Origin of the sequence: Pseudomonas sp. WMBT8 (assembly GCF_050916005.1) — a bacterium.
Taxonomy (GTDB): Bacteria; Pseudomonadota; Gammaproteobacteria; order Pseudomonadales; family Pseudomonadaceae; genus Aquipseudomonas.
On sequence record NZ_CP188096.1, the window covers coordinates 3,690,501 to 3,715,459 of the forward strand.

Sequence of the window (24,959 nt, forward strand, 5' to 3'; positions counted from 1 at the left end):
TTATTGTTTTTTGCGTTCGGCGCCGGTTGGCTCGGCGACGCGCACGCCACCCTGCCCCACCAGAATCAAGTCGCCATTGCCCGCCGCCGTCACCGCCGAGAGTGAAATGCGGTCCGGGCGGTTGAATACGCTGAACGTCAGGCCATCGTCGTGGCTGACCACCACGCTGCCGCCGTTGCCAACCACCACCAGGGTGCCGTCGTCGAGCAGGGTCGCACCCGACAGGCCAAACTCCAGGGCGCCACGGGCGGCCTTGAGCTCTACCGGCATCCAGGTGTCGCCAAAATCGGTGGAGCGGAACAGGTTGCCACGCAAGCCATAGGCCAACAGGGTCTTGGGCTGGGCGGTGCCGATCACGCCAAACAGCGAGCCCTCGTAGGGGCCTTCGAGTTTTTCCCAGGTCTGGCCCGCGTCGCTGGAGCGGAACATGCTGCCCTGCTCGCCAACGATAAACAGGCCGGCGTCCTTGACCTGGGCGATGGCGTTGAGGTGGTACTGGTCTTCGTTGTCCAGGCGGTCGCTGACGTCCTCCCAGGTCTTGCCCGCGTCGGTGGTCTCGATCAGCGCACCGTAGGCGCCCACCGCAAAGCCGTGGTTGGGGTCGTTGAACAGCACGTCCAGCAGCGGCGCTTCACGGCTGAGGTCCTTGAACTGCTCGGTCCAGGTAGCCCCGGCATCGCTGCTGGCGAGGATCTTGGCGTCATGCCCCACCGCCCAACCATGCTGCTCGTCGATGAAAAACACCGCCGTGAGCAACTGCCGGGTCGGCACCTTGGCCTGCACCCAGGTCGCGCCCTGATCATCGGAATAGAGGATATGCCCGCGATCACCGACCGCCACCAGGCGCTTGCCGGCGTGCACGACGTCGATCATCAGGCCTTTTTCGGCTTTCGGCGATTCAATGGCAAATGCCGCAGGTTCTGCGGCGTCGGTTGCAGCCTGGGCAGCCGTCGACAACGCGACAACCCCCAGCAGCGAGAGCGCTGTAGCCAGCACCGCGACCTTGCGCGACGCGAGCGGGCGGCAAAAACCCACACCCATGACAGGCTCACTCATAGACCTTTCTCCCATTTATTATTGTTAGGTCGTAACACCTTGCAGGGTGTTCGCAGTGCGCAAACCTGCAATCTAGAGCCCCTTGAGGAAGCAGGGGCCATCCTATCGGGCTTTGGAATCGTCTGACAATCGGCGCTACGTTATCTTTTGTTAACTAGAGGCCTTTTGCCTTCGCGCTGAATATAGCCGCATTCGCTGGAATGATGACTTGCCCGCAGCCAGCTGGCGGTATTTTTATTCCACATATTGATTGTAGGGAATTTTTATTCTATTAATTGCCCTCCTGAAAACAATAATCAAAAGGACCACCGCCATGCGCGCACTTGGAATCGGCCTGATCGGTACAGGCTTCATGGGCCGTGCCCACGCACTGGCGTTCAATAACGCCCGTGCGGTGTTTGACTTGCCCTTCAACCTGACACTGGCGGCCCTGGCCGATGCCGACACCGAGCGTGCGCAGCGCCGTGCCAGTGCCTGGGGGTTTGCCCAGGCACACGGCGACTGGCAACAACTGATCGAGGATCCGCAAGTGGACCTGGTGGCCATCACCACCCCCAACCACCTGCACTACCCCATGGCCATGGCGGCACTGGCGGCGGGCAAGGCGGTGTATTGCGAAAAACCCCTGGCGACCAGCCTGCAGCAAGCCGACGCCATGCGCCGCGCCGCCCGCGACGCCGGGGTGGTGACGCGAGTCGGCTACAACTACCAGCACAACCCGATGATCGTCCTGGCGCGGCAGATGATCGAGGCGGGCGAGCTGGGGCAGATCATCAGTTTCCAGGGCGAGTTCAGCGAAGACTTCATGGCCGACCCGGCGTCGCCCTGGTCCTGGCGCTGTGAAGTAAAGCATGCCGGCGGCGCCCTGGCGGACCTGGGCAGTCATCTGCTGGCCATGGCGCGTTACCTGGTGGGCGATGTGAGCAAGGTGTGCGCCGACAGCCAGACCGTCCACGCCCAACGCCCGGCCAGCCCTGGCAGCACCCAATTGCGCTCAATTGCGGTGGACGACCAGGTACATGCCCTGCTGCGTTTTGCCAATGGCGCACACGGCACTGTCAGCAGCAGTTGGCTCAAGCACGGCTACAAGAATCACCTGAGTTTCGAGATCAGCGGTACACGCGGCACCCTGGCGTTCGATCAGGAGCGGTTGAATGAGCTGCGCCTGTTTCGCGCCGGTGACCAGGGTTTCCAGCGCCTGCTGGCAGGCCCCGCCCTGCCCGGCTATGCCGCGTTCAGCCCGGCGGCGGGCCATCAGTTGGGGTACAACGAACTGAAGACCCTGGAGGTACAGGAGTTGATCATGGCACTGGCCGGGCAAGGTGCAGCGGGTACTGATTTTGACGCGGCATGGGAGGTGGAGCGGTTGGCGACAGCGCTTCGGCTGGCGGTGCGGGAAGAGCGGTGGGTCAACGTGAGCGAAATTTAAAGACCTGCACCGATCAATGTGGCAGCGGGCAAGCCCGCTCCCACATTAGACCGCATCAAGTCAGCGCAATGCGCGGCGCAGGACCTTGCCCACCGTGGTCTTGGGCAACTCTTCGACGCGGAACTCGACAAACTTGGGCACCTTGTAACCCGTCAGATATTCCCGGCAATGGGCCAACAGCTGCTCCTGAGTCAGGCTGGGGTCGCGGCGCACCACGACAATCTTTACCTTCTCCCCGGTCACCCCATCCTCCACGCCAATCGCCGCCACTTCCGCAACCCCCGGATGCAACGCCACCACGTCTTCGATTTCATTGGGGTACACGTTAAAACCCGACACCAGGATCATGTCCTTCTTGCGATCCACCAGGCGGATGAAGCCCTGTTCGTTCATCACCCCGATATCCCCGGTCGACAGCCAGCCCTCGGCGTCCAGTACCTCGGCGGTTTCCTTGGGGCGCTGCCAGTAGCCCTGCATTACCTGTGGGCCGCGTACCTGCAATTCGCCCTGCTCGCCGATGTCAGCCACTTCACCGTCCTCGCGGATGAAGCGCACCCAGGTCGACGGCAATGGCACGCCGATGCTGCCGGTAAATTCCATGTCGCGCATGCGTGAGATATCGATGGGGCTGATGCTCACCACCGGCGAGCACTCCGTCAGGCCGTAACCCTCGATGATCGGCAGCCCGGTGACTTCTTTCCAGCGCTTGGCCACCGCGGTGTGCGTGGCCATGCCGCCAGCGATGACCAGGCGCAGGTCGGAAAAGTCCCGGGCGCGGAACTCTGCGTTCTCCAGCAAGCCGTTGAACAACGTGTTGACCCCGGCAATGCCGTTGAAACGCTCCTTGCGCAGGATCATCTGCACCCGCTTCACGTCCCGAGGGTTGGCGATCAGGATATTGCGCCCGCCCAGGCACATGAACATCAGGCAATTCACGGTCAGGGAAAAGATGTGATAAAGCGGCAACAGGGTGACGTTGGTTTCCTGCTGGTCCTGGTCCAGTTGATCGCCCACCCAGGCCTTGGCCTGCAACAGGTTGGCGATGATATTGCGGTGGCTGAGCATCACGCCCTTGGCATCGCCGGTGGTGCCTCCGGTGTATTGCAGGAACGCCAGTTCTTCACGCGCCAGCGGCACCGGGGTGTGGGTCAGACCCCGGCCCTGTTTGAGCGTCTGGTTGAAACGCAGCGCACCCGGCAGATTGAAAGCGGGCACCTGTTTTTGCACACGGCGCAGGATGAAGTTCATCGCCGCGCCCTTGAAGGTGCCGAGCAGGTCGCCAATGGCCGCGATGACCACGCGTTTGATCGTGCTGCCGGCCACGACTTTTTCCAGGGTGTGCGCGAAGTTCTCGAAGATCACCACAGTCTCGGCGCCGCTGTCCTTGAGCAGGTGCTTGAGTTCGTGGGAGGTGTACAACGGGTTGACGTTGACCACCACCGCACCGGCGAGGATGGTGCCCAGCAGGCAGATCGGGTACTGCAGGCAGTTAGGCATCATCAATGCCACGCGATCGCCCTTGCGCACGCCCTGGGCTTGCAGCCAGGCGGCAAAGGCGATGCCCTGGGCCTGCCAAGTGGCGTAGGTCATTTCGGTGCCGATGCTGACGTAGGCCACACGGTCGCGGTATTTGTGCAAATGCTCGAGAAATACCTCGCGCAACGACGGGTAGTCCTCGATGCCGGCATCGATGTCGCTGGGCACGCCGGGCAGGTAGGCGTTCAGCCAGATACGTTCGGTTTGGTCCAGGCTTACAGCATTCATCGCAGTCTCCTTATTGTTGTTGTAGGGCTACTTTTCAACGATGGCGGTAATGCCCAGGCCGCCGGCGGCACAGATGGAAATCAAGCCGCGCCCGCCACCACGCTGGTGGATGGCCTTGGCCAGCGCCGCCAACTGACGGCCACCGGTGGCGGCAAAGGGATGACCGCAACCGAGCGAGCCGCCGTTGACGTTCATCTTGGCGCGGTCGATAGGCCCCAGCGGCGCGTCCAGACCCAGGCGCTCACGGCAGTAATCGGCGTCTTCCCAGGCCTTGAGGGTGCACAGCACCTGGGCGGCAAAGGCTTCGTGGATCTCGAACAAATCAAAGTCGGCAAAACCCAGGCCTTCGCGCGCAAGCATGCGTGGCACGGCGTAGGCCGGTGCCATCAGCAGGCCCTCACTGCCATCGACGAAGTTCACCGCCGCGGTCTCGCCGGTACGCAGGTAGGCCAGCACCGGCAGGCCACGAGCGGCGGCCCACTCCTCGCTGGCCAGCAGCACCACCGAAGCGCCGTCGGTCAGGGGCGTGGAGTTGCCGGCCGTGAGGGTGCCGTTCTGCCGGTCGTAGGCCGGGGACAGGCTGGCGAGCTTCTCCAGGCTGGCGTCGGCGCGCAGGTTGTTGTCGCGGGACAGGCCGCGATAGGGGCTGATCAGGTCGTCGAAGAAGCCGTTGTTATAGGCCGCGTCGAGGCGCTGGTGGCTGGTCAGGGTCAGTTCGTCCTGGGCCAGGCGCTTGATCTGCCAGCGCTTGGCCATTTCTTCACAGTGTTCGCCCATGGACAAGCCGGTACGCGGCTCGCCATTGCGTGGCAGCAAAGGCTTGAAAAACATCGAGGGACGCACCTGCAACAGGCTGCGCAACTTGTTGCCGGCACCCTTGGCGCGGTTGGCCGCCAGCAGTGTGCGGCGCAGGGACTCGTTGATGCCGATGGGCGCGTCGGAGGTGGTATCGGCGCCCCCGGCAATCCCCACTTCAATCTGCCCAAGCGCGATTTTATTGGCCACCAGCAACGCCGCCTCCAGGCCCGTGCCGCAGGCTTGTTGCAGGTCGTAGGCCGGGGTCTCGGCAGACAGGGTGGTGGACAGCAACGATTCTCGGGCCAGGTTGAAATCCCGTGAATGCTTGATCACCGCGCCAGCGGCAAACTCGCCCAGGCGCAGGCCGTGGAGGTTGTAGCGGTCCACCAGGCCTTGCAGCGCAGCCACCAGCAAATCCTGGTTGCTGTCGTGGGCGTACACCGTGTTGGAGCGGGCAAACGGAATGCGGTTGCCACCGACAATCGCCACACGGCGCGTCGGGGCGGGGTTGAAGCTGTAGTCACTCATGGACGACTCTCATCAAAACGTGGGTGCCAGATAAACAGGCCGCGCATATGGGGTTTGTCGCCGGCCGGGTTGCGCACCTCGAACGCGCGGCGCGGGCCGTCTGCCGGGGCATTCCACAGGGCGACCTGGCCGGGCAGGAAGATCGGCAACTTGAACTCGCAATGGGCCTCGGCCACGTCCAGCCCGCCCGGGGGTTGCTGAGCGGCCAGGGCGCGGCCCAGGGTCCACATGCCATGGGCAATGGCCCGGCGAAAACCGAACAGGCGCGCGCCGATCAGCGAGGTATGGATCGGGTTGAAATCCCCCGACACCTTGGCAAAACGCCGCCCCAGATCCGCCGGCAGCACCCAGCGCTGGGTCCGCCGCAGGTCCTCTTCGGGTAATTGCAGGCTGTGCCCCCAGGGTTCGCCCAGCGGGTTGGCGACATCCCGGCGCAGGTACAGGCTTTCGCTTTGCCACACCAACTCGCCGGCGCTGTAGGCATGGGTGGCGATGCTCAAGGCCTGGCCCTTGGCATGGCCCACCCAGCGCTCGGCAAACACTTCCAGGCGCAGGGCCTGGCCTTCCTGCAGGCGCCGATGCTGGCGGATGCGGTTGGCCAGATGCACCATGCCACTGGCGGGGTACGGAAAACTCGGGCGCGTCAGCAGCATCAAGTGCAAAGGGAACGCCAGCACATGGGGATAGGACAGCGGCACCCCTTGCTCACGCCGGAAACCACAGGCCCGGCCGTAGGCGGCAATATCCCTGGCACTCAACTCCACCGCCGAGCGCACCAGGCGCTCCCTGGGCAAGGCCGGCGCCCCCTCAAGCTTGGGTTTGCGCAGCGACAACAGGCCATCGAGCAACAGGCGATTGCGCGATGGCGGCGGATCGATAATCTGCGTCACGTAGTCCATGCTCAGGCTCCCAACAGGCTTTGGCCGCACACCCGCACCACCTGGCCGTTGACCCCGCCCGAGGCGGGATGCGCCAGCCAGGCGATGGTTTCGGCGACGTCGATGGGTTGCCCGCCCTGGGACAGGGAGTTCATGCGCCGCCCCGCTTCGCGAATCATCAGCGGAATTTTCGCGGTCATCTGGGTCTCGATAAACCCCGGCGCCACGCCATTGACCGTGACCTGCCGCGCCGCCGCCACGGGCGCCAGGCCCTGCACCAGGCCAATCACCCCGGCCTTGGAGGTGGCGTAGTTGCTCTGCCCCAGGTTGCCGGCGATCCCGGAGATCGACGACACACAGACTACCCGCCCACCGGCATTGAGCCCCTGCCCCTGCAGCAAGGCTTGACTCAAGTGCAACGGCGCTTCGAGGTTGACCGCCAGCACACTGCGCCAGGCGGTTTCGGTCATTTTCGCGATGGTCTTGTCGCGCGTGATCCCGGCGTTATGCACCACCACATCAAACGCGCCGTGCTCGGCCACATAAGCCTGCAACTGCTGCACCGCATCGGCGGCGGTGATGTCCAGCGCCCAGGCGTGGCCGCCGACGCTGCTGGCCGCCTGCTCCAGGGAGGGCAACGCTTGCGGCACATCCACGCACACCACGTGCGCGCCGTCACGGGCCAGGACCTGGGCGATAGCCAGGCCAATGCCACGGGAGGCGCCGGTGACCAAGGCGCGGCGGCCGCTTAAGGGCTTGTCCCAGTTGATGGCGGGGGCGGCATCGACCGGTTGCTCCAGGCGCACCACCTGCCCCGAGACATAGGCTGAACGCCGCGACAGGAAAAAGCGCAGGCTGCTTTCCAGGGCCTGCTCGGCACCCGGCGCGACATAGATCAGTTGCACCGTGATCGCCCGCCGCAGCTCCTTGGCCAGGGACCGCACCAGACCTTCCAGGGCACGCTGGGCGATGGCCTGGGGCAAGTCCTGGCAGTGTTCGGGCGCGGTGCCCAGCACCACCACGCGCGCGTGCTGCCCCAGACGCCGGGCGTTGGCGTGGAAGAATTCGTAGAGTTCGTCCAGTTGCTTGAGGTCGAGCACGGCACTGGCATCGAACACCGCGCCCTGGACCTTGACCGTAGACGGCGCCTTGAGCGTGGCGGCCTGGGCCGGCACGGTGTCGGTGGCCTTGAAGATGCGCCGCACCTCGTCCGCCAGGCGCCCTGCCCCGGCGATGATCACCGGGTTGGCCAAGCCTTGCTGGCCGCTGCGATGACGTTGCAGGGGCAAGGGTTGTGGCAAGCCGATAGTCTGGGCCAGGCGACGGCCCCAGGCAGAGTTCACAAAAGAGAGATAGCTGTCGCTCATAAATCGATCCGTTTTCCTGACCTGCAAACCCAATCTCCTGTGGGAGCTGGCTTGCCTGCGATGGCGGTGTGTCAGATTGCATCTTTGGCACAGACACACCGCTATCGCAGGCAAGCCAGCTCCTACAGGGCGCGTGTTGGTGTTTAGTTCACCGGGGCGTTTTCACGTTTTTTGCTGCTGGGTTTGGCCACTTGCTCCAACGCCTGTTGACGCTTTTGCAGTGCCTCCAGCAACCCGAAGTCCTGCGGGAAGTCGTCCACCTGGATACCGTGGTCGGCGTACTCCACGTAGCGCGCCAGCAGGGTGTCTTCGTCGGCGCTGATCAAATCCAGGGCCCGGGCCTTGATGCGCCAGGCGGTAAACGCCGTACTGCTGATCGGCATCGGGTCGAGGGTGCCTTGCTTGACGGCCGCCTTGAGTCGCCCTTCGATCAACTCCACCTGGGGCAGCAGGCGGAACGCCAACTCGCCGTAGGCCAACTTGTCGACTTCCGGACGCGGGATGTAGGAGTTGGCCAGCAAACGGTCGCGGCTTTCGCCCGGGGTCTGCACCAGTTCGGCCACCTGGGCCAGCAAGCGGTCTGACGGCTTGCGCTGGGGAATGCCGAACGGGAAGCTCAAGCCACGAATCACTGCCGCAGCCGGCTTCGAAGGATAATTGTCGAGCACCTCGGCCAGGGCTTCATGGGCCCGCAACAGGGCGTCCTGGGCCGACCAATGCACCAGCGGCAGATCCGCCTGGGGCCGGCCATCGTCTTCAAAACGCTTGAGCACGCAGGACAAGATGTAGAGCTGGGACAGCATATCGCCCAGGCGCCCGGTGATGCTTTCCTTGCGCTTGAGCGCCCCGCCCAGCACGCCCATGGAAATATCGGAAATCAATGCCAGCACCACCGACAGCCGATTGGCCTGGCGGTAGTAGGACGCAAGCGAAGGGTCGGTCTTGGCCGGCACGGCAATCAGCCGCCCGCCTGTAAGAGAATGCACCGCCGCACGTACGGTGTTGGCCAGCACAAAGCTCAGGTGACCGAACATGGCACTGTCGAACGCCAGCAGCGCCTGGCGACTATCGGTGTTGCGCGCCGCTTCCATCTCGCGAAACACATAAGGATGGCACCGGATCAGGCCCTGGCCGTAGATGATCAGGCAGCGGGTCATGATGTTCGCGCCTTCCACCGTGATCGCGATGGGGCTTTGTTGATAGGCACGGGCCAGGAAGTTGTTGGGCCCCATGCAGATGCCCTTGCCGGCGACGATGTCCATGCCATCGTTGACGATGATCCGCGCACGCTCGGTGACGTGGTATTTGGCAATTGCCGAGATAACCGAGGGTTTCTCACCGGCATCCAACGACGCCACCGACACCTTGCGCACCGCATCGCAGGCATACAGGTGCCCGGCCATGCGCGCCAACGGCGCCTGCACCCCTTCAAACTTGCCAATCGGCAGGCCGAACTGCTTGCGCATCGCCGCATAGGCCGTGGTACCGCGTACCGCCACCTTGCCCAGGCCAACGTTGGCCGACGGCAGGGAAATCGCGCGCCCGGCGGCCAGGCATTCCATCAACATGCGCCAGCCGTTGCCCACTTGCTCGCGGCCGCCGATCACCCACTCCAGGGGGATAAACACGTCCTTGCCGGTGGTCGGGCCGTTCTGGAACACCGCATTGAGGGGCCAATGACGGCGACCACTGTTCACCCCGGGATGGGACGTGGGGATCAACGCGCAGGTGATGCCCAGCGAACCGGGCTGACCCAGCAGGCCGTCCGGGTCTTCGGCGCGAAAGGCCAGGCCCAGCACTGTGGCGATGGGGCCGAGGGTGATATAGCGCTTGTCCCAGGTCACGCTGAAACCCAGCACTTGCTGGCCTTCATGCATGCCCTTGCAGACGATGCCCAGGTCGGGAATCGCCCCGGCGTCGGAGCCGGCATAGGGGCTGGTCAGGGCAAAGCACGGGATGTCTTCGCCACGGGCCAGGCGCGGCAGGTAGTAATTGCGCTGGGCGTCGGTGCCGTAATGCAGCAGCAGTTCGGCAGGCCCCAGGGAGTTGGGGACCATCACCGAAATCGCCGCCGCCGAGCAACGGGTCGACAGCTTCATCACCACTTGCGAATGGGCATAGTGGGAGAAGCCTTTGCCGCCATATTGCTTGGGAATGATCATGCCGAGGAAGCCGGCGTCCTTGGTGTACTGCCAGCCTTCGGGCGACAGGTCCTGCCAGACCTGGGTGGTTTCCCAGTCATTGGCCATGTCGCAGAGGGTTTCCACTTCGTTGTCGAGGAACGCCTGCTCTTCGGCGCTCAAGCGTGCCGGAGCGGCTTGCAGCAGGCGCTGCCAATTGGGTTTGCCGCTGAACAACTCGGCGTCCCACCACACGGTGCCGGACTCGATAGCCGCGCGCTCAGTGTCGGACATGGCCGGCATGATCGTGCGAAACAGGCCCAGGGCCTTGCTGGTCAACAGTGCGCGGCGCAGCGGCTTGATGCTCAGCAGCAGCGCCGGTACCACCACCAGCAACGCCGCAACGCTCAGGCCAAACCCAGCGACCACATTGAACAGGTAGCCGCCCGCCAGCCAGGCCAGGCCAGCCCCCAGCCACAGGGTGGCTGCCGCTTGTCGATACGCCAGGGCAGTCGCCGCAGCGAGTCCCGCCAATAACCAGATAACCATGGAGATACCTCTACTTGATCAGGGCAACTATTCAGGGCACGGCACGCATGTCAGCAGGTCGGTATGGCCTGCGACTGATCACCACACTACAAACTTGAAAAGACAAATTCAAATTTTGTTTTGAAATTTTTATTTAATCTGTTTGCGAAATAATTCTCGGCCGAACGTGTCAGCCGAAGTGCTAAAGGGAGAAAGAAATCACCAAGGGTCGCGTGGGCGACCCATGGGTGCAGCACCGGGTAAACGCAGTAGAAAGATGCGCTGACTACGCGTTTACCCAGGCACTACGCAGATACAACCTCAGGTCAGAAGGCGTAGGTAGCCGAGAGGCTGACCACTTCGCCCTTGGCCTCGGATTTGCCATCCAGCGACGCCGCGCCCAGACGATCAACGTTCTTGGTCTTGAGCTTGACGGTTTCCACGAACTGGCGGGAATACGCGCCGTCGATGCTCAGGCCAGGAATGGCGCGGATGTTGTAGCCAAAGCCCAGGGAGGCAAAAGTGCGGTCACCATCCGGGATACGTGGGTCACGGGTGGAGTTGCGGGTTGGGGTCTGGTCGAAGGCCACACCGGCACGCACGGTAAAGTCATCCGTGAGTTTGTAGTCGCCACCGAACGAATACATCCAGGTGTTCTTGTACTTGTACGGGATCGACACGATGGTGCTGCCATTGGACTTCAAGGTCAGCGCCTCGAAGGAGGACCATTGGGTCCAGGTCACACTGGCGCCCAGGGTCAGGCGGTCAGAGAAGTCGTGTACCCAGTCCAGGGACGCGTTGGCAGGGATATCCAGTTGCGTGGAGGCATTGGCACCACCCGGATACAGCTTCAGCCCAGGGTAAGCCAACTCGACCAGGGTTTTACCGTCGATCACAGGAATGGTCATCAGTGCTTCCGAGCCCGGATCGGCGTACATGTTGTACTTGCCTTCCAGCTTGTTCTTGATCTTGGCGTGGTAGTTCAAGCCCAGGGTGTCTTGCGCCGTAGGCTTCCAGGTCATCCCTGCAAACCAGCCCAGAGAGTTGTTGTCGACCTTGACGCGCATCAAGGCGAAGCCCTGGCCGGCGGGAAACGGAACGAAACCGAAATCCGGCGACTGCGCAGCAGCGGCATACAGGTCGACGTTCTGGCTCACAAAGCCTTTGGTGTGCTGAAGAATCGCACCACCACCGATGGAAAACTCATCATTGACCTTGAACGACAGGGAGCCGGTCAAGCCAACGGTTTCGATGCGGGTATCCACTGCAAAATCGCGGCCTTTCCAGTCCTCATCCCAGGTTGTGCGGGCGCCCATGGGCACCACCTGGCTCAGGCCAAAGGCAAAACGGTCGTTGATCGGGATCACCATAAAACCGGTGGGTACCCAGGCTTCGAATCCGCCTTGGCCGCCGTCACCGGTGCGCGGGGTCGACGAGACAAGTTCCCCGGTCGTAGGATCCATGACAGTGGTAGACGTCGGATTACCAGCGTAGTCATACGCCGAGCCTTTGTATTTGATATCGATATTTGCGTAGTTGATGGTGAACTGCGAAATAGTCTTGTCAATGAAAGCCATGGCAGCTGGGTTGTTGTAGGCCGCTGACGGATCGTTTTTGAACATCGAACCACCACCGAACGCCCGACCCCAGCCAGCAGTGTTAGCAGTAGGAGTCATGAAGCCGCCTGCCTGGACCGAGCCTGCAGTCACCATCAGCCCACTCAACAATGCCAGGCTGAGGAACACTTGTGCCTGTTGTTTCTTATTATTCATGCCCCACTCCTTATTGTTTTTTTTCGTCTCAATCGATAAAACCGATCAGACTTTCTTCAACAGGCGCCTCTTACGAGGCGCCTGTCTTTGCTGGGTGATCAGCCCTTTTGGAGCAGTTCCTACATTAAGGAATAATAGTGACCCCAAGAGCGCCAACATTCAGTTTCACAACGGTGCAATTGCCAGAAAGCGGCTGATTGTTCGCAGTCAATGCGATACTTGGAGACGGTGCTGGTGTCGATGACAACAGCACGTCAATGGAGGAAGGGCCGCAGTTGGTTGGCGGTGGGAAGCCTGGAGTGACGATCTTGTAGCCAACGTTGTGAGCCTTGCCAGTCGTTGCAGTGAGAGGCTCCAGCAACCAAGGCAATCCAGTGATCTGAGGCAGGTCGCACAGAGAGCTGGTGCCTTGAGAGATGGTGACCTTGGTGATATCCGCCTTGCCATCTGAACGGACCGTGCCTTCAAAAACAGCCTTACAGGTCACCGAGCTCTGGAACGAAGAAGGCGACTTAACCTCAATGCTCCCAGTCGCCCCTGTAACAAACGTCGCTCCAATTGGACTAAAAGACGCCGCACTGGCCATCGAAGCCGCGCCAAAGCACAGAGCAAACGAACTTACACAAACGAGGGTTTTCAAACTTTTCATTATTTTTCCTCACATGTATGGCGAGTCATTTCGCCGGGGTAATGGCCATGATCGAGAGGTCACGGAGAAACAGCAGAACTTCCCTTTCCAGCCAAATTTCAATGCAATTACCGCTACAAATTCGGGGGTTTACTCGACGACTTTGAACGTCGGCGGCATCTTGATCGACACCGTCTTGATCTTGCAGTCTTCGCCAATCGGCACATTGGCCGCCTCCAACTTGCCGGTGGCGTTATCCCAGGTGCCTTCGGCAGTGGATGGGCCGCACTTGCCGCCCAGGCCAAAGGCGTGCACATCGACGCTGATCTTCGACATGGAGCCGCTCTTGGCATCCTTGGCCACTAAAATCCACGGCAGGTTGATGGCTTCGACGCGGCTGCACTTGAGGCCACCGTCGAACTCGACCTTGTCGACATTGACTTGCGAACCATCGGCCGCGACCTTGCCGGCCACCTTGATGGTGCAGTCGGCGCTGATCAGCGCGCCCTTGGAAAAGCTGATGGGGCCCTGGGCAGTGAAGGCGCTGCCGGCAGGTTCGATGCGTGCGGCCTGGGCCTGGTGATAGGCGATAAGGCCCAGCGCAGCGAGCACGATATGGGTGGTGAACTTGGCAGGTGTTTGCATGGTGTACGTCCTTCCCTTGATTTTATTTTTGTTAGGGTCAAACAACTTTCTTGCAACTTAAGCAGCACTCGAATCCGGCAAACCGTGGGCGATGAAAACCTGCGCGATACACAGACCCCGAGTGCGCCCTACAACAGTTGATTCACATTAGAAGGTGCTGGTCTTGCCGTACTTCTCCAGTATCTTCAAGCGTTTGGATGGCTGGATATTGGCCAGGGTGACATCCCCCGAATAATGCCGTAGTACCCGGTGATCCATACGCCGGCGCCACAAGTAAGGGATATACGCCCAGACAATCATGCTGGCGTAGCCATACGGCAGTTGTGGCGATTCATCAAAGTGGCGCAACGACTGATAACTGCGAGTCGGGTTGGCGTGATGATCGGAGTGGCGCTGCAACTGGAACAGAAAGATATTGGTGACAATACGGTTACTGTTCCACGAGTGGCGCGGCGAACACCGCTCATAACGGCCATTGGGCAACTTCTGGCGTTTAAGCCCGTAGTGCTCGACATAGTTCACTACTTCCAGCAACGAGAAGCCGTAGATGCCCTGGATCAACAGGAAGGGAATCACCGCCGCACCCAGCCAGGCGATCATCGCGCCCCACAACACCACGCTGTACATCCAGGCGCTGAGTACGCCGTTCTTCCAGTGCCAGGCTGGCAGGCCGAGCTTGCGCAGGCGTTCGCGTTCCAGGTTCCAGGCCGAGCGCGCACTGAACCACACCGAGCGCGGCAGGAAGGCCCAGAAGCTCTCCCCCAGTCGCGAGCTGGCCGGATCTTCCGGAGTGGCGACGCGCACGTGATGGCCACGGTTGTGTTCGGTGTAGAAGTGCCCGTAGAAGGTCGGCGCCAGGGTGATCTTCGCCAGCACAATCTCCAGCAGGCGCGGCTTGTGCCCCAGTTCATGGGCGGTGTTGATCGCGATGCCAGTGGCGGCGCCGGTGGACATGGCCATGCCCAGGTAGGTGAACCAACTCACCTCGCCATGCAGTTGCACCCGGGCGGTCAGGAAGCTGGCGGTTTGCGCCATCCAGCTCGATGGATCCATTGACGCCGTGAGTTGCAGCAGGCCGCCGTTGATCATCCAGTCGATGCCGCTGACCGCCAGCCAACCGGTCATCAACAGGGATGAAATAACCAACAACACCCCGGTGTAGACGATCCAGCGGTAGTACTTCTGCGACTCAAGGCCGCTGACAGCGGATTCTGGCGGGTTGCTGACGTCTTCCCCAAGCAGGCCGTCGATCAACGGGATCAGCCCGAAAATCACCAGCACACCGACCCACCACAGCTCTTGTACACCCGTAGTAATAGCCAGGGCGCCCGACAGCAGCGGGGTCGCCAGAGGCATGATGCCCAGCCACCACAGGTGGCGCTTGCCGTCGGTCCAAACGTGCGGGGCAGCCAGGGTCTGATTCATGGCAACCTCCGGACGCACTGCGCGGCAGGGAGGGAGAGCGAAGCAAAAGAGACAGGAAACAGGTTCAGGCGGCACTGAAGGCCACTTGAAATCAACCATGCGATAAAAGGCGTTTTTTTCATTATTTTATTCGCTCTTAGGCATTTCAAAAATCATTTCAAAATAAATATTGAAATATTTTTTTAAATAAATAGCGCGGAACCGATAGGTCGTCAACTACTTTTTCGAGGCCTTTTTTACGTGACCGGGCAGTCTCTTTTTCAGCCGTTCGGTCAGGTGTCTAGGGCAAGCGTTAGCGACTTTCGACCGCACCGTGGGGTTCATGATTATTTGCTCGCCAACGCAAAGGGCGGGTGCAGGACTGTGGCTGTTTCCAGCGGCCTGCTGCGCTTGGCCACCTGCTCGACCAATGCTGCCACCCGCTCGGTAGCGGTGATGGGCAACATATGGCCACGGCCTTCGACCAGCTGCAGCTTGAGCCCTGGCACCTTGTCCGCCAGGGCCTGGCCGTGCTTGCGAAAGTCCAACACCTTGTCCCGCGCGCCATAGATCAGGCCGATGGGCAGGCGCAACTGGGCGTAGCGCTTGACCATATCGGGCAGGTAATCGTTGACCAGGCCGATTTCGGTGGAGGCGGCATAGAAGTTATCGGGACGCATCCCCAGCAGGCCGCCGCCACGGGTGGCGAAGTCGGCCGGTGCCGGATCGGGAGCGAATACGCCCTTGACCACCGCGCCACTGGTGAGCATGCCGATGGGCACGGTCAGCGTGCGCGACACCCAGCGCCGCAGCCAGCCCGGGCGCACCGCCAGCGACAGAAACACCAGGGGGATCATGCGCTGAGGATGGGTCAGCGGGGCCACCAGCACCAGCCCGGACACCGCATGGGGATGGTCCAGGGCCAGGGCCAGGGAAATCGCCCCGCCCAGGGAATGCCCCAGCACCAGGGGCTGGCCCAGGTCCAGGGTCTGGATAAAGGTCGCCACTTGCCGGGCCTGGCTTGGCAGGTCGGCGCCGGTGCCTTTATGCCGGGTGGAATAACCTGAGCCGGGGCGGTCCAGGGTGATCACCCGAAAGTGCTCGCGCAATTGCGCGGACAAGGCATAGGTCAGGTTGCGACTGCTGCCCATCAGGCCGTGGATCATCACCAGCGGCGGGCCCTTGCCCTCGTCTACATAATGAAAGCGCTCGCCATCGATCTCCACAAAGCGCCCGTTGCTTGGAACAGCCGCTTCGATACGGCGCGTCATCCAGGCACTCAAGCCCCATAACGCCGCACTGGCAGCCATAAACACACCCGCAGCGACAACCCATTCGACAGCCATAGCTCGGTCCTCTGCTTCCCTGCTGCTGGCGATCCGACCGGTATTGGTCAAGACCTCAGCCATCGTCCACACCCTGGACTTCAACTGCGTGCGTAAAGGTTCGTCCGTCGGACAAATCGCACATAAAGGACAAGGTTGTAGCGTAGGCGATATTTTCAGGTAGATTATTTAAAATCTTTTTTAAAATAATAAATACAATTTTTCTTTGCAATGGTGTTCTATCTAAAAAGCCAAAAACAAAAAAGGAGCACATCCGATGTCAAAACCCGTAAGGCGCCCACAGCCCACGAGGGACACCCTATGAATGCCTCTACCCCGCCGAGCGGCCCGGCAGATTGCGTTGATATCGCCATCATTGGCTCAGGCTTTGCCGGCCTGTGCATGGCGATCAAACTCAAGCAAGCCGGGCTCGACGACTTCTTCATTGCCGAACAGGCCGACTCCCTGGGCGGCACCTGGCGCGACAACCACTACCCGGGCTGCGCCTGTGACGTGCAATCCCACGTCTATTCGTTTTCCTTTGCGCCCAACCCCGACTGGACCCGGCAGTTTGCCCCCCAGGCGGAAATCCGTGCCTACCTGGAGCACTGCGCGCAGCGCTTTGAACTGGCGCCGTACCTGCGTTTTGGCATGGGCCTGCAACGGGCGGTGTTCGATGAGCAGTTGCAACGCTGGCAACTGCAGTTCAGCAATGGCCGCCGTGTCAGTGCGCGGGTGCTGGTATCGGGCATGGGCGGCCTGTCCCGCCCGGCGCTGCCGGATATTGCGGGGTTGGACAGCTTCAAGGGCAAACGCTTTCACTCCCAGCACTGGGACCACGACTATTCACTCAAGGGCAAGCGCGTGGCAGTGATTGGCACTGGCGCCAGTGCCATCCAGTTCGTGCCGCGTATTGCCCCGCAGGTGGCGCACCTGGACCTGTTCCAGCGCACCGCGCCGTGGATCATGCCCAAGCCGGACCGCCCCATCTCACGCTTTGAGCGCTGGCTGTTCAAGCATCTGCCGTTCACCCAGCGCCTGGTGCGCGGGGCCTTCTACTGGGCCCTGGAAGGTCGGGTGGTGGGGTTTGCGCTGCACCCGCGCCTGATGAAAGTGGTGCAGAAAATCGCCCTGCGTCACCTGCACAAACAGGTGGCGCGCCCTTCCCTGCGCAAGGTCCTGCGGCCGGACTACACCATCGGCTGCAAGCGCGTGCTGATCTCCAACGACTACTATCCGGCGCTGTCACGCAGCAATGTCGAAGTGGTCACCGAGACGGTGCTGCGGATCGAAGCCGACGGGGTCATCACCGCCGATGGCATCAAGCACCCGGCTGACTGCCTGATCTTCGGCACCGGGTTCCAGGCCACCGATCCCCTGCCCCGCGACTGCATCATCGGGCGCGGTGGCGTCGACCTGATGGAGGCCTGGCACGATGGCGCCCACGCATACAAGGGCACCACCGTGCCGGGCTATCCGAACCTGTTCCTGATCGTCGGGCCCAACACCGGGCTGGGCCACAACTCGATGATTCTGATGATCGAGGCGCAAGTCACCTACATCCTCGATGCCCTGCAACAGATGCGCCGCCAGCAAATTGCCACGGTCGAGGTCAAGCCCGCCGTAGAAAGCGCCTACAACCAGCAAATCCAGGCAAAGCTGCAGCGCACCATCTGGAACACCGGCGGCTGCCGCAGTTGGTACCTCGACCCGCGCACCGGCAAAAATACGACGTTGTGGCCCGGTTCGACCTGGCGTTTCAAGCAGGTCACCCGCCAGTTCGCCCTGCGCGATTATCAAGTCACGCCATTAGTGACCGGCGCCCCGTCGCGCCCCGTCGCGCCACCCCATGCCACCGCAGAAGGAAGCCTGTCATGAAGTCATTCAATGGCCGTGTGGCGGCCATCACCGGTGCCGCGTCCGGCATGGGCCGCGCCTTGGCCCTGGCCCTGGCCCGCGAGGGTTGCCACCTGGCCCTGGCAGACAAGAACCAGGCCGGGCTGCAACAAACCGTGGAGCTGATCCAGCGCAGCACCCTGGCGCAGATCCGCGTGACCTCGCGGGAGGTGGATGTTGCCGACCGCCAGGCCATGGAGGATTGGGCCGCCAGTTGCGCGGCAGAACACGGCCAGGTCAATTTGATTTTCAACAATGCCGGGGTGGCCCTGTCGAGCACCGTGGAAGGTGTGGACTACGCCGACCTGGAGTGGATCGTCGGCATTAACTTCTGGGGTGTGGTGTACGGCACCAAGGCCTTCCTGCCGTACCTCAAGGCCAGTGGCGACGGGCATGTGGTCAACACCTCCAGCGTGTTCGGCCTGTTCGCCCAGCCCGGCATGAGCGGCTACAACGCCACCAAGTTCGCGGTGCGCGGCTTCACCGAAGCCCTGCGCCAGGAGCTGGATTTGCAACGCAGCGGCGTCTCGGCCACCTGCGTGCATCCCGGCGGGATCCGTACCGACATCTGCCGCAGCAGCCGGATCGACGCGAACATGACCGGGTTCCTGATCCATAGCGAACAACAGGCCCGCGCCGACTTCGAAAAACTGTTTATCACCGACGCCGACCAGGCCGCCAAGGTGATCCTGCAAGGCGTGCGCAAGAACAAGCGCCGTGTGCTGATCGGCCGCGACGCCTACGCCCTGGACCTGCTCGCGCGCTGCCTGCCAGCGGCCTACCAGGCACTGGTGGTGTTTGCCAGCCGGCGCATGGCACCAAAAAAGCGCAAGGCACCGCTGCCCAACCCCATCACTGAACAGGAGTCGCCATGATGCTGCCCATTCGCCGCGACCTGCATTTCGTCCTGCCCGCCGAGCGTATCAAGGACTGGCATGAGCAAGGCCCGTTCATCACGCACTTTTTCAATGCCCTGTCGTTGCTGTTTCCCCAGGGCGAACTGTTCTTCATGGACAGCGTGCGCCACTATCGCCAGCGCATCGACGACCCGGCGTTGAAAAAGGAGATCCAGGGTTTTATCGGCCAGGAAGCCATGCACAGCCGCGAACACGTGGCCTACAACGACCTGCTGCAAGCCGCCGGCCTGCCGGCCCATCTGCTCGACCGGCGCTTGAAATTTATGCTCGACCTGCAAAAGAAGCACTTGCCGCCGTCCTTCAACCTGGCGGTGACCATCGCCCTGGAACACTACACGGCGATGCTCGCGGAGATCCTGCTCAGCGACCCCACGCGTTTTGGTGATTCGCTCAAGGGCTACCAGCAAATGTGGTACTGGCACGCCCTTGAAGAAACCGAGCACAAGGCCGTGGCCTTCGATGTGTGGAACAGCGTGATCAAGCCGGGGCCCAAGCGTTACTTGCTGCGCACCGGGACCATGCTGTTCACCACGGTGTTTTTCTGGCTGGTGGTGTTTGATTTCCACCTGCGCCTGTTGATCGCCGATCGCCGCGCGGGCGGGCATCTGAAGGGGTTCTGGCGGATGCTGAAGTTTCTCTACGGCCCCAAGGGCGTGTTCCCGCGCATGGCGCGGCCGTGGCTGCATTACTTCAAGCCGGGGTTTCATCCGTGGGATCACGACAATCGGGTGCGACTGGAAGGGATCGATAAGCTGGTGGAAGAAGTCGAGCGCACCAACTCGGTTGCCGGAACGTAGCCTGGTAGGAGCCGGCTGGCCGGCTCCTGCAGCACGCCAACGGCTCAGACCGTGCGCGAAAACTGGCCCTTTTGCTGCCCGCCCAGGTACGCATCAAAGGCCATCGCCACGCTGCGCACCATCAATTGCCCCTGGGGCAACAGCTGCACGGCATCGTCCTCGATGTGCAGCAAGCCATCCGCCACTTGCTCATCCAACCGCGACAACGCGTGGGCAAAGTATTCGGTAAAACGGATCGCATGCCCGGCCTCGACCCCGGCAAAGTCGATGCGCCCGTGGCACATCAGGCCGTTGATCACGTCGCGGCGCAGCACGTCATCGGCGTTCAGGCGGTAGCCGCGCTGCACCGGCAACAGCCCGGCGTCGATCCGCGCGTAGTACTGGGACAACTCCTTGACGCTCTGGCTGTAGCTGTCGCCCACCTTGCCGATGGCCGACACGCCCAGGCCGATCAGGTCGCAATCGGCATGGGTCGAGTAGCCCTGGAAGTTGCGCTGCAAGGTGCCATTGGCCCGGGCCAGGGCCAGTTCGTCGTCGGGCAAGGCAAAGTGGTCCATGCCGATATACACATAGCCCGCCTCGGTCAGCCGGCGAATGGTCAATTCAAGCAGTTCCAGCTTGCGCTCCGGCGGGGGCATGTCTTCGGGGCGGATCATGCGCTGGGCACGGATTTGCGTGGGCAAATGCGCGTAGCTGTAGGCCGCCACGCGGTCCGGGCGCAGGGCAATCAGCTTGCCCAGGGTCACGTCGAAGCTGGCCACGGTCTGCAACGGCAGGCCGTAGATCAAATCCACACTGATCGACTTGAACCTTGCCTGCCGGGCTGCCAAGACCAATTGCACAATCTGCTCTTCGCTCTGCACGCGATTGACCGCCGCCTGCACATCGGCATCAAAGTCCTGCACGCCAAAACTCAGGCGATTGAAGCCCAGCCCGCGCAGGTTGTGGATCCGTTCGACGCTGATGGTGCGCGGGTCCACTTCAATGGAAAACTCATGATTGTCACTGGTATCCAGGCTGAAGCCCTGCGCCAGGCAGTCCATCAATTCGGCCAGTTGTGCATCGTCGAGGTAGGTCGGCGTACCGCCGCCCAGGTGCAACTGGGTCAGGGGCCGCGCGCGGTCGAACAGCGCGGCCTGCATCTGGATTTCGCGCTTGAGGTAGCCCAGGTACTCCACGGCGCGATGGGTCTTGCGCGTGATGATCTTGTGGCAACCGCAGTAGTAGCAAAGGCTCTGGCAGAACGGGATATGGATGTACACCGACAGCGCCTTGGGTGCCAACGCCTGGTTGCTGGCCGCTACCGCCTGCTGGTAATCGTCCAGGGCAAAGGCTGAGTGAAACTGCGGCGCGGTCGGGTACGAGGTGTAGCGCGGCCCCGGGCGGTCGTATTTCTGCACCAGGGCGCGGTTGAACTCAAACGCTTTCATGATCGATGGTCTCATCGTTGGAGCAAGGGGGAACCGCGCTGCCTGCCCGGTCAAACAGTGCGCATAGAGCTTCGACCCGCTGCCGGCCCGCAGGCAGCACACAGAGGAAGCGCTCGGACAGGTCGATCAGGCCGTCCTGGTGCAGATGCTCCAGCAGCGGCCAGATCGCCGAGAAATAGCGGGAAAAAATCACCCCATAGCGGCGCTCCAGGGCCTGGATGTCCAACTCCAGGTCACAGGCCAGGCGCTCCATCACATGCTGGCGGATCTGGTCGCCGGCCTCGCAGCGCCAGCCGCGGGCGGTGGGCAGCAGGTCGCTGTCCAATTGCTGGCGATAGCGCGCCAGGTCTTCGGTGTTTTGCGCATACAGGGTGTCGAGCTGGCTGATGGCGCCCAGGCCAAAGCCGATATGGTCACAGTAGCCGTGCCGGGTAAAACCCTGGCAATTGCGGCTCAGGTGCCCACGCTCCTGGGCCAGTGCCAGGTCGTCGTCGGGGCGTACGAACTGGCCCAGCCCGATGTAGTGATAACCGGCGGCCTCCAGGCGCTGGAAGGCGATGCGGCGCATGCCACACTTGTCGACATTCGACGACAGCGCACGTCGTGGCTGCTGCTGGTAACGCCGTGGCGCCTGGGCATAGTCGAACACTTGCAGGCGGTCCGGCTCCAGGGCGATCAGGCTGGCCAGCTTGGCGGCAAAGCTGTCGCAGGTCTGCCAGGCGTGGCCGTAGCCGAGGTCGACATTCACCGAACGAAAGCCGAAGGTGCGCGCCGCGTCGATCAGCGACTGGATCGGGGCCGGGTCCTGATAGCCGGCCACCGACGGCGTGGCCTCGGCACTGGCATCCGGCACGCCGATATTGATGTGGTTGAACCCCAGGTCGCGCAACAGGCCCATGGTTGCCCAGTCGGTGTGCAGCGGGTCGAGGTCGAGGCTGTAGTCACCCTGGTCATGCTCAAGAAAATGCAGGCGGCTGCGCAGGTGCGCCATCAAGCGTTGCAGGTCGGCGATCGCCGGGGTGGCGCCGCCCAGATGGAATTGGTCCACCGGTTGCCGACCGCCCACGTGGCAACCGACCAGGTGGATTTCCTGCTCCAAAGCGCCCAGGTAGTCATCCGCCACCAGGCCTGCCGGCCACTGCAGGTTCAGCGCCAGCGGGCGTTGGCGCTGACGGCTGCTGCGCAAGGCGCGCAGCAGGTCGAGGGAGCCGATGCCCGGATGGAATTTGCCGATGTCGACCTGGCCCTGGTCCAACACGCTTTGGTCACGGCGCAGGCGCCACTCGCGGGCGGGATGAATGACAGTGAGCATGACGGCCTCCGGGTCTGGCTACGGTGGGTCATTGTGCGGTGCGACCGGGCAGCGCACCTTGATATGCATCAAGCGCCGACGTTTACCAGGTGATGTAGAACATGCTCTTGGCCAGCAACACAATGGCAACCATATGGCAGAACAGGCTCAGATGGACGAAGCGCAAATAGGCCGCGCTGACCCGCCCACGGCGCATCAACCACACCGTCAGCAAAAAATGCATCAGCACGCTGGCGGCGAGGATCAGCTTGAGGGTCAGCAAGGCACCGAATGCCGAGCTCGATGGCGCCGCCAGCACTGGCAGATAGCGCAACCAGACCATGCCGATCCCGGCGCCAAACAACACCAGCAGCACCCACGGCATCAAGGCCCTGGCGCGGCGGCCGATGCCCTGCTCCACCAGCAACATCACGCGGGCCGGCAGTTGCTTGTGCACACTGGCAAGGATCAACACTTCAAAGAACACCGTGCCGATAAACATCAGCGCCGCGAACAGATGGGCCAGCAGGAACAGGAGATAGAGCATCAGAGCCTCACGGTGGCCGGTCCTTGTACCGTGACTGTGCCCCAGTGCGGGCGAGCGGCGCCTTGATGCCGGTCAAGGACCCTGATAATCGTTGAAACATTTGCCCAACGCCTTGTGCGGTGGGCCTTTGGCGGTCTCTGCGACAGTGTGCCACAGACTCAATCAGCGCCCTGGCTGGTAAGGTGGCCACCGCCCCTGTGGCAGAACGTCGCAGATTATCAAGCGTGATCAAGGCCGGTAGACTACCCAGCCTTACTGTTCACCGCTTTTCAAAGCCTGACTGACCTGTTATGCGCAGCCGTCAGGCGCTTCACGGGACGCCCATTTCATGAGTACGTTATTCACCCGTCGCAAGGTCCTCACCGGTATGGGCCTGCTGGGCCTGGGCCTGTTGAGCGGCTGTGACACCGGCCCCAAGCTGAACTTCAAGTACGGCAAGGACCTGAGCGACAAGATCATGGGCCGCACGTTCAAGCTCAAGAACACCGACGGCGAGACCGTCACCCTGAGTTCGTTCCGCGGCCTGATGCCGGTGGTGTTCTTCGGTTTCACCCAGTGCCCGGCCGTGTGCCCCACCACGCTTGCGCGCATGGCCCAGGCCAAGAAGATGATGGGCCGCGACGGCGAAATCATGCAGGTGATCTTTATCACCCTGGACCCGGAACGCGACACGCCCCAGGTGCTCGACGCCTACGTCAAGGCCTTCGACCCCAGCTTCGAAGCGCTCTACGGCACGCCGGAAGAAATCGCCGTGGCCGCCAAGGAATTCGGGATCTTTTATGAAAAGATCCCCGCCGGCGACACCTACACCCTGTCCCACACCGCCACCAGTTTTGTGTTCGACACCCGCGGCAACCTGCGCCTGGGCCTGTCGGCATCCCTTAACGCCAAAGAGTGCGCAGAAGACCTGCTCACCGTCATGGAGGTCTGCTAATGACTGCTGTCCATACCCTCAAGCGCATCGCCCTCTGTCTTTCCCTGCTGGGTCTGGCCGCCCACGCCAGCGCCCAGGTGCAGGTCAGCGACGCCTGGGCTCGCGCCACCGTGCCGGGGCAGCATTCGAGCGGGGCCTTCATGACCCTCACCGCCGACAGCGACAGCAAACTACTGAGCGTCAAGTCGCCGGTGGCCAAGGATGTGCAGATTCATGAGATGAGCATGAAGGACGACGTCATGCGCATGGGCCCGGTGGATGCCGTGGCACTCCCGGCCGGCCAGGCGGTGAAGCTCGATCCCGAGGGCTATCACGTGATGCTGATGGGCCTGACGGGCCAGATCAAGGAAGGCGACCAAGTGCCGCTGACCCTGACGGTGGAAGATGCCAAGGGTGACAAGCAGACCCTCGAAATCCAGGCGCCGGCCCGCAGCCTGGGCAGTGCTGACGGCCATCATATGAACCATTGATCCTGAGGGTGGGAGCTGGCTTGCTCGCGGTGGACATAGGTATCTACACAACTCTCTTCTGGGTTTGTGTACATATCCATTGCTGCGGTCACGGCCACTTAGGGTTCCGCCCTTACGGCGGCTCACTTTTGGAAAAGAGCCCGGAGTGCCGGCCCAGCCAAAAGCAACCAAAAGGGCTCTTGCCCCACTACTCGGCACCTCGCCCAGGCTCGGTATGCCCGTCATCCGACATTGATTTGGGGGGCCGCCGCGATGGGCCATCCATGGCCCAGCGCGGCTAACCCGGCGTCCTGCCGGGTTACCCCCCAAATCAATATCGGATGACGGCCAGCGTGGTTTAACGGGGCGCCTAAGATCAAAATCACAAGCAAAGCGAGGCGGCCTGACAGCCGACCTGATCATCGAAGCGTACGCGTACCCCTGTAGGAGCGGGCT

The 24,959-nt window shown here is 62.1% G+C and carries 20 protein-coding genes; 6 read left to right on the forward strand and 14 right to left on the reverse strand.

Going from position 1 to position 24,959, the window contains the following annotated elements; genetic code table 11:
- Positions 1-1,041, reverse strand: coding sequence for a WD40/YVTN/BNR-like repeat-containing protein (locus ACO77H_RS16875; RefSeq protein WP_170041594.1), 1,041 nt, complete (start codon positions 1,039-1,041; stop codon positions 1-3).
- Positions 1,042-1,369: 328 nt separating this feature from the next.
- Here ACO77H_RS16875 and ACO77H_RS16880 point away from each other — a divergent pair, with 328 nt between their 5' ends.
- On the forward strand, positions 1,370-2,485 hold the full coding sequence (locus tag ACO77H_RS16880; protein ID WP_432754320.1) for a Gfo/Idh/MocA family protein: 1,116 nt from the start codon (positions 1,370-1,372) through the stop codon (positions 2,483-2,485).
- A 60-nt stretch (positions 2,486-2,545) separates the two neighbouring features.
- Here the strand turns inward: ACO77H_RS16880 and ACO77H_RS16885 are convergent, their stop codons facing one another.
- The 10 genes from ACO77H_RS16885 to ACO77H_RS16930 form a co-directional block, all read right to left on the reverse strand.
- The gene (locus tag ACO77H_RS16885) at positions 2,546-4,249 is read right to left on the reverse strand and encodes an AMP-binding protein (protein WP_170041049.1); all 1,704 of its coding nucleotides are present in this window, start codon (positions 4,247-4,249) and stop codon (positions 2,546-2,548) included.
- Between the two features lie 27 nt (positions 4,250-4,276).
- Positions 4,277-5,575: an acetyl-CoA C-acetyltransferase gene (locus ACO77H_RS16890; RefSeq protein ID WP_432754321.1), complete on the reverse strand. Its 1,299-nt coding sequence runs from the start codon at positions 5,573-5,575 to the stop codon at positions 4,277-4,279.
- Positions 5,572-6,474: a MaoC/PaaZ C-terminal domain-containing protein gene (locus ACO77H_RS16895; RefSeq protein WP_432754322.1), complete on the reverse strand. Its 903-nt coding sequence runs from the start codon at positions 6,472-6,474 to the stop codon at positions 5,572-5,574. Before ACO77H_RS16895 ends, ACO77H_RS16890 begins: the two co-directional genes overlap by 4 nt.
- 2 nt (positions 6,475-6,476) lie before the next feature.
- Positions 6,477-7,820 carry a 3-oxoacyl-ACP reductase gene (locus ACO77H_RS16900; protein ID WP_170041045.1) on the reverse strand — a complete coding sequence of 448 codons (1,344 nt, stop codon included), beginning with the start codon at positions 7,818-7,820 and terminating at the stop codon, positions 6,477-6,479.
- Positions 7,821-7,963: 143 nt separating this feature from the next.
- Positions 7,964-10,489 (reverse strand): acyl-CoA dehydrogenase, encoded by a 2,526-nt coding sequence (locus ACO77H_RS16905; protein ID WP_432754323.1) that lies wholly within the window; start codon positions 10,487-10,489, stop codon positions 7,964-7,966.
- Between the two features lie 305 nt (positions 10,490-10,794).
- Positions 10,795-12,240 carry an outer membrane protein transport protein gene (locus tag ACO77H_RS16910; protein WP_169955780.1) on the reverse strand — a complete coding sequence of 482 codons (1,446 nt, stop codon included), beginning with the start codon at positions 12,238-12,240 and terminating at the stop codon, positions 10,795-10,797.
- Positions 12,241-12,364: 124 nt separating this feature from the next.
- The gene (gene praB / locus ACO77H_RS16915) at positions 12,365-12,889 is read right to left on the reverse strand and encodes an alkane oxidation protein activator PraB (protein WP_169955781.1); all 525 of its coding nucleotides are present in this window, start codon (positions 12,887-12,889) and stop codon (positions 12,365-12,367) included.
- Between the two features lie 129 nt (positions 12,890-13,018).
- A complete protein-coding gene (gene praA / locus ACO77H_RS16920; RefSeq protein WP_170041041.1) occupies positions 13,019-13,513 on the reverse strand; it encodes an alkane oxidation protein activator PraA in 495 nt (164 codons plus the stop codon).
- 147 nt (positions 13,514-13,660) lie between these two features.
- On the reverse strand, positions 13,661-14,938 hold the full coding sequence (locus tag ACO77H_RS16925; protein ID WP_432754324.1) for an alkane 1-monooxygenase: 1,278 nt from the start codon (positions 14,936-14,938) through the stop codon (positions 13,661-13,663).
- Between the two features lie 326 nt (positions 14,939-15,264).
- Complete coding sequence (locus ACO77H_RS16930; protein ID WP_432754325.1) at positions 15,265-16,263, reverse strand: alpha/beta fold hydrolase; 999 nt, start codon at positions 16,261-16,263, stop codon at positions 15,265-15,267.
- A 300-nt stretch (positions 16,264-16,563) separates the two neighbouring features.
- On the opposite strand from ACO77H_RS16930, the gene ACO77H_RS16935 reads away from it, so the two are divergent.
- Genes ACO77H_RS16935 through ACO77H_RS16945 form a run of 3 tightly spaced genes read left to right on the forward strand, consistent with a single transcriptional unit; the run spans position 16,564 to position 19,852 of the window.
- Positions 16,564-18,120, forward strand: a complete 1,557-nt coding sequence (locus ACO77H_RS16935; protein ID WP_432754326.1) for a flavin-containing monooxygenase — start codon at positions 16,564-16,566, stop codon at positions 18,118-18,120.
- Positions 18,117-19,013, forward strand: a complete 897-nt coding sequence (locus ACO77H_RS16940; RefSeq protein WP_432754327.1) for an SDR family NAD(P)-dependent oxidoreductase — start codon at positions 18,117-18,119, stop codon at positions 19,011-19,013. The genes ACO77H_RS16935 and ACO77H_RS16940 overlap by 4 nt, the downstream gene beginning before the upstream one ends.
- Positions 19,013-19,852, forward strand: coding sequence for a metal-dependent hydrolase (locus tag ACO77H_RS16945; RefSeq protein WP_170057419.1), 840 nt, complete (start codon positions 19,013-19,015; stop codon positions 19,850-19,852). Before ACO77H_RS16940 ends, ACO77H_RS16945 begins: the two co-directional genes overlap by 1 nt.
- Before the next feature lie 44 nt (positions 19,853-19,896).
- Here the strand turns inward: ACO77H_RS16945 and hemN are convergent, their stop codons facing one another.
- From hemN to ACO77H_RS16960, 3 genes are all read right to left on the reverse strand, one after another.
- Positions 19,897-21,282, reverse strand: coding sequence for an oxygen-independent coproporphyrinogen III oxidase (hemN, locus tag ACO77H_RS16950; RefSeq protein ID WP_432754328.1), 1,386 nt, complete (start codon positions 21,280-21,282; stop codon positions 19,897-19,899).
- Positions 21,269-22,594, reverse strand: a complete 1,326-nt coding sequence (locus tag ACO77H_RS16955; protein WP_169955788.1) for a coproporphyrinogen III oxidase — start codon at positions 22,592-22,594, stop codon at positions 21,269-21,271. The genes hemN and ACO77H_RS16955 overlap by 14 nt, the downstream gene beginning before the upstream one ends.
- A gap of 82 nt (positions 22,595-22,676) precedes the next feature.
- Positions 22,677-23,120, reverse strand: a complete 444-nt coding sequence (locus ACO77H_RS16960; RefSeq protein ID WP_169955789.1) for a CopD family copper resistance protein — start codon at positions 23,118-23,120, stop codon at positions 22,677-22,679.
- Between the two features lie 328 nt (positions 23,121-23,448).
- Between ACO77H_RS16960 and ACO77H_RS16965 the strand changes: the two genes are divergently transcribed.
- Complete coding sequence (locus tag ACO77H_RS16965) at positions 23,449-24,054, forward strand: SCO family protein (RefSeq protein WP_169955790.1); 606 nt, start codon at positions 23,449-23,451, stop codon at positions 24,052-24,054.
- Positions 24,054-24,524: a copper chaperone PCu(A)C gene (locus tag ACO77H_RS16970; protein ID WP_432754329.1), complete on the forward strand. Its 471-nt coding sequence runs from the start codon at positions 24,054-24,056 to the stop codon at positions 24,522-24,524. The genes ACO77H_RS16965 and ACO77H_RS16970 overlap by 1 nt, the downstream gene beginning before the upstream one ends.
- Positions 24,525-24,959: the final 435 nt, after the last annotated feature.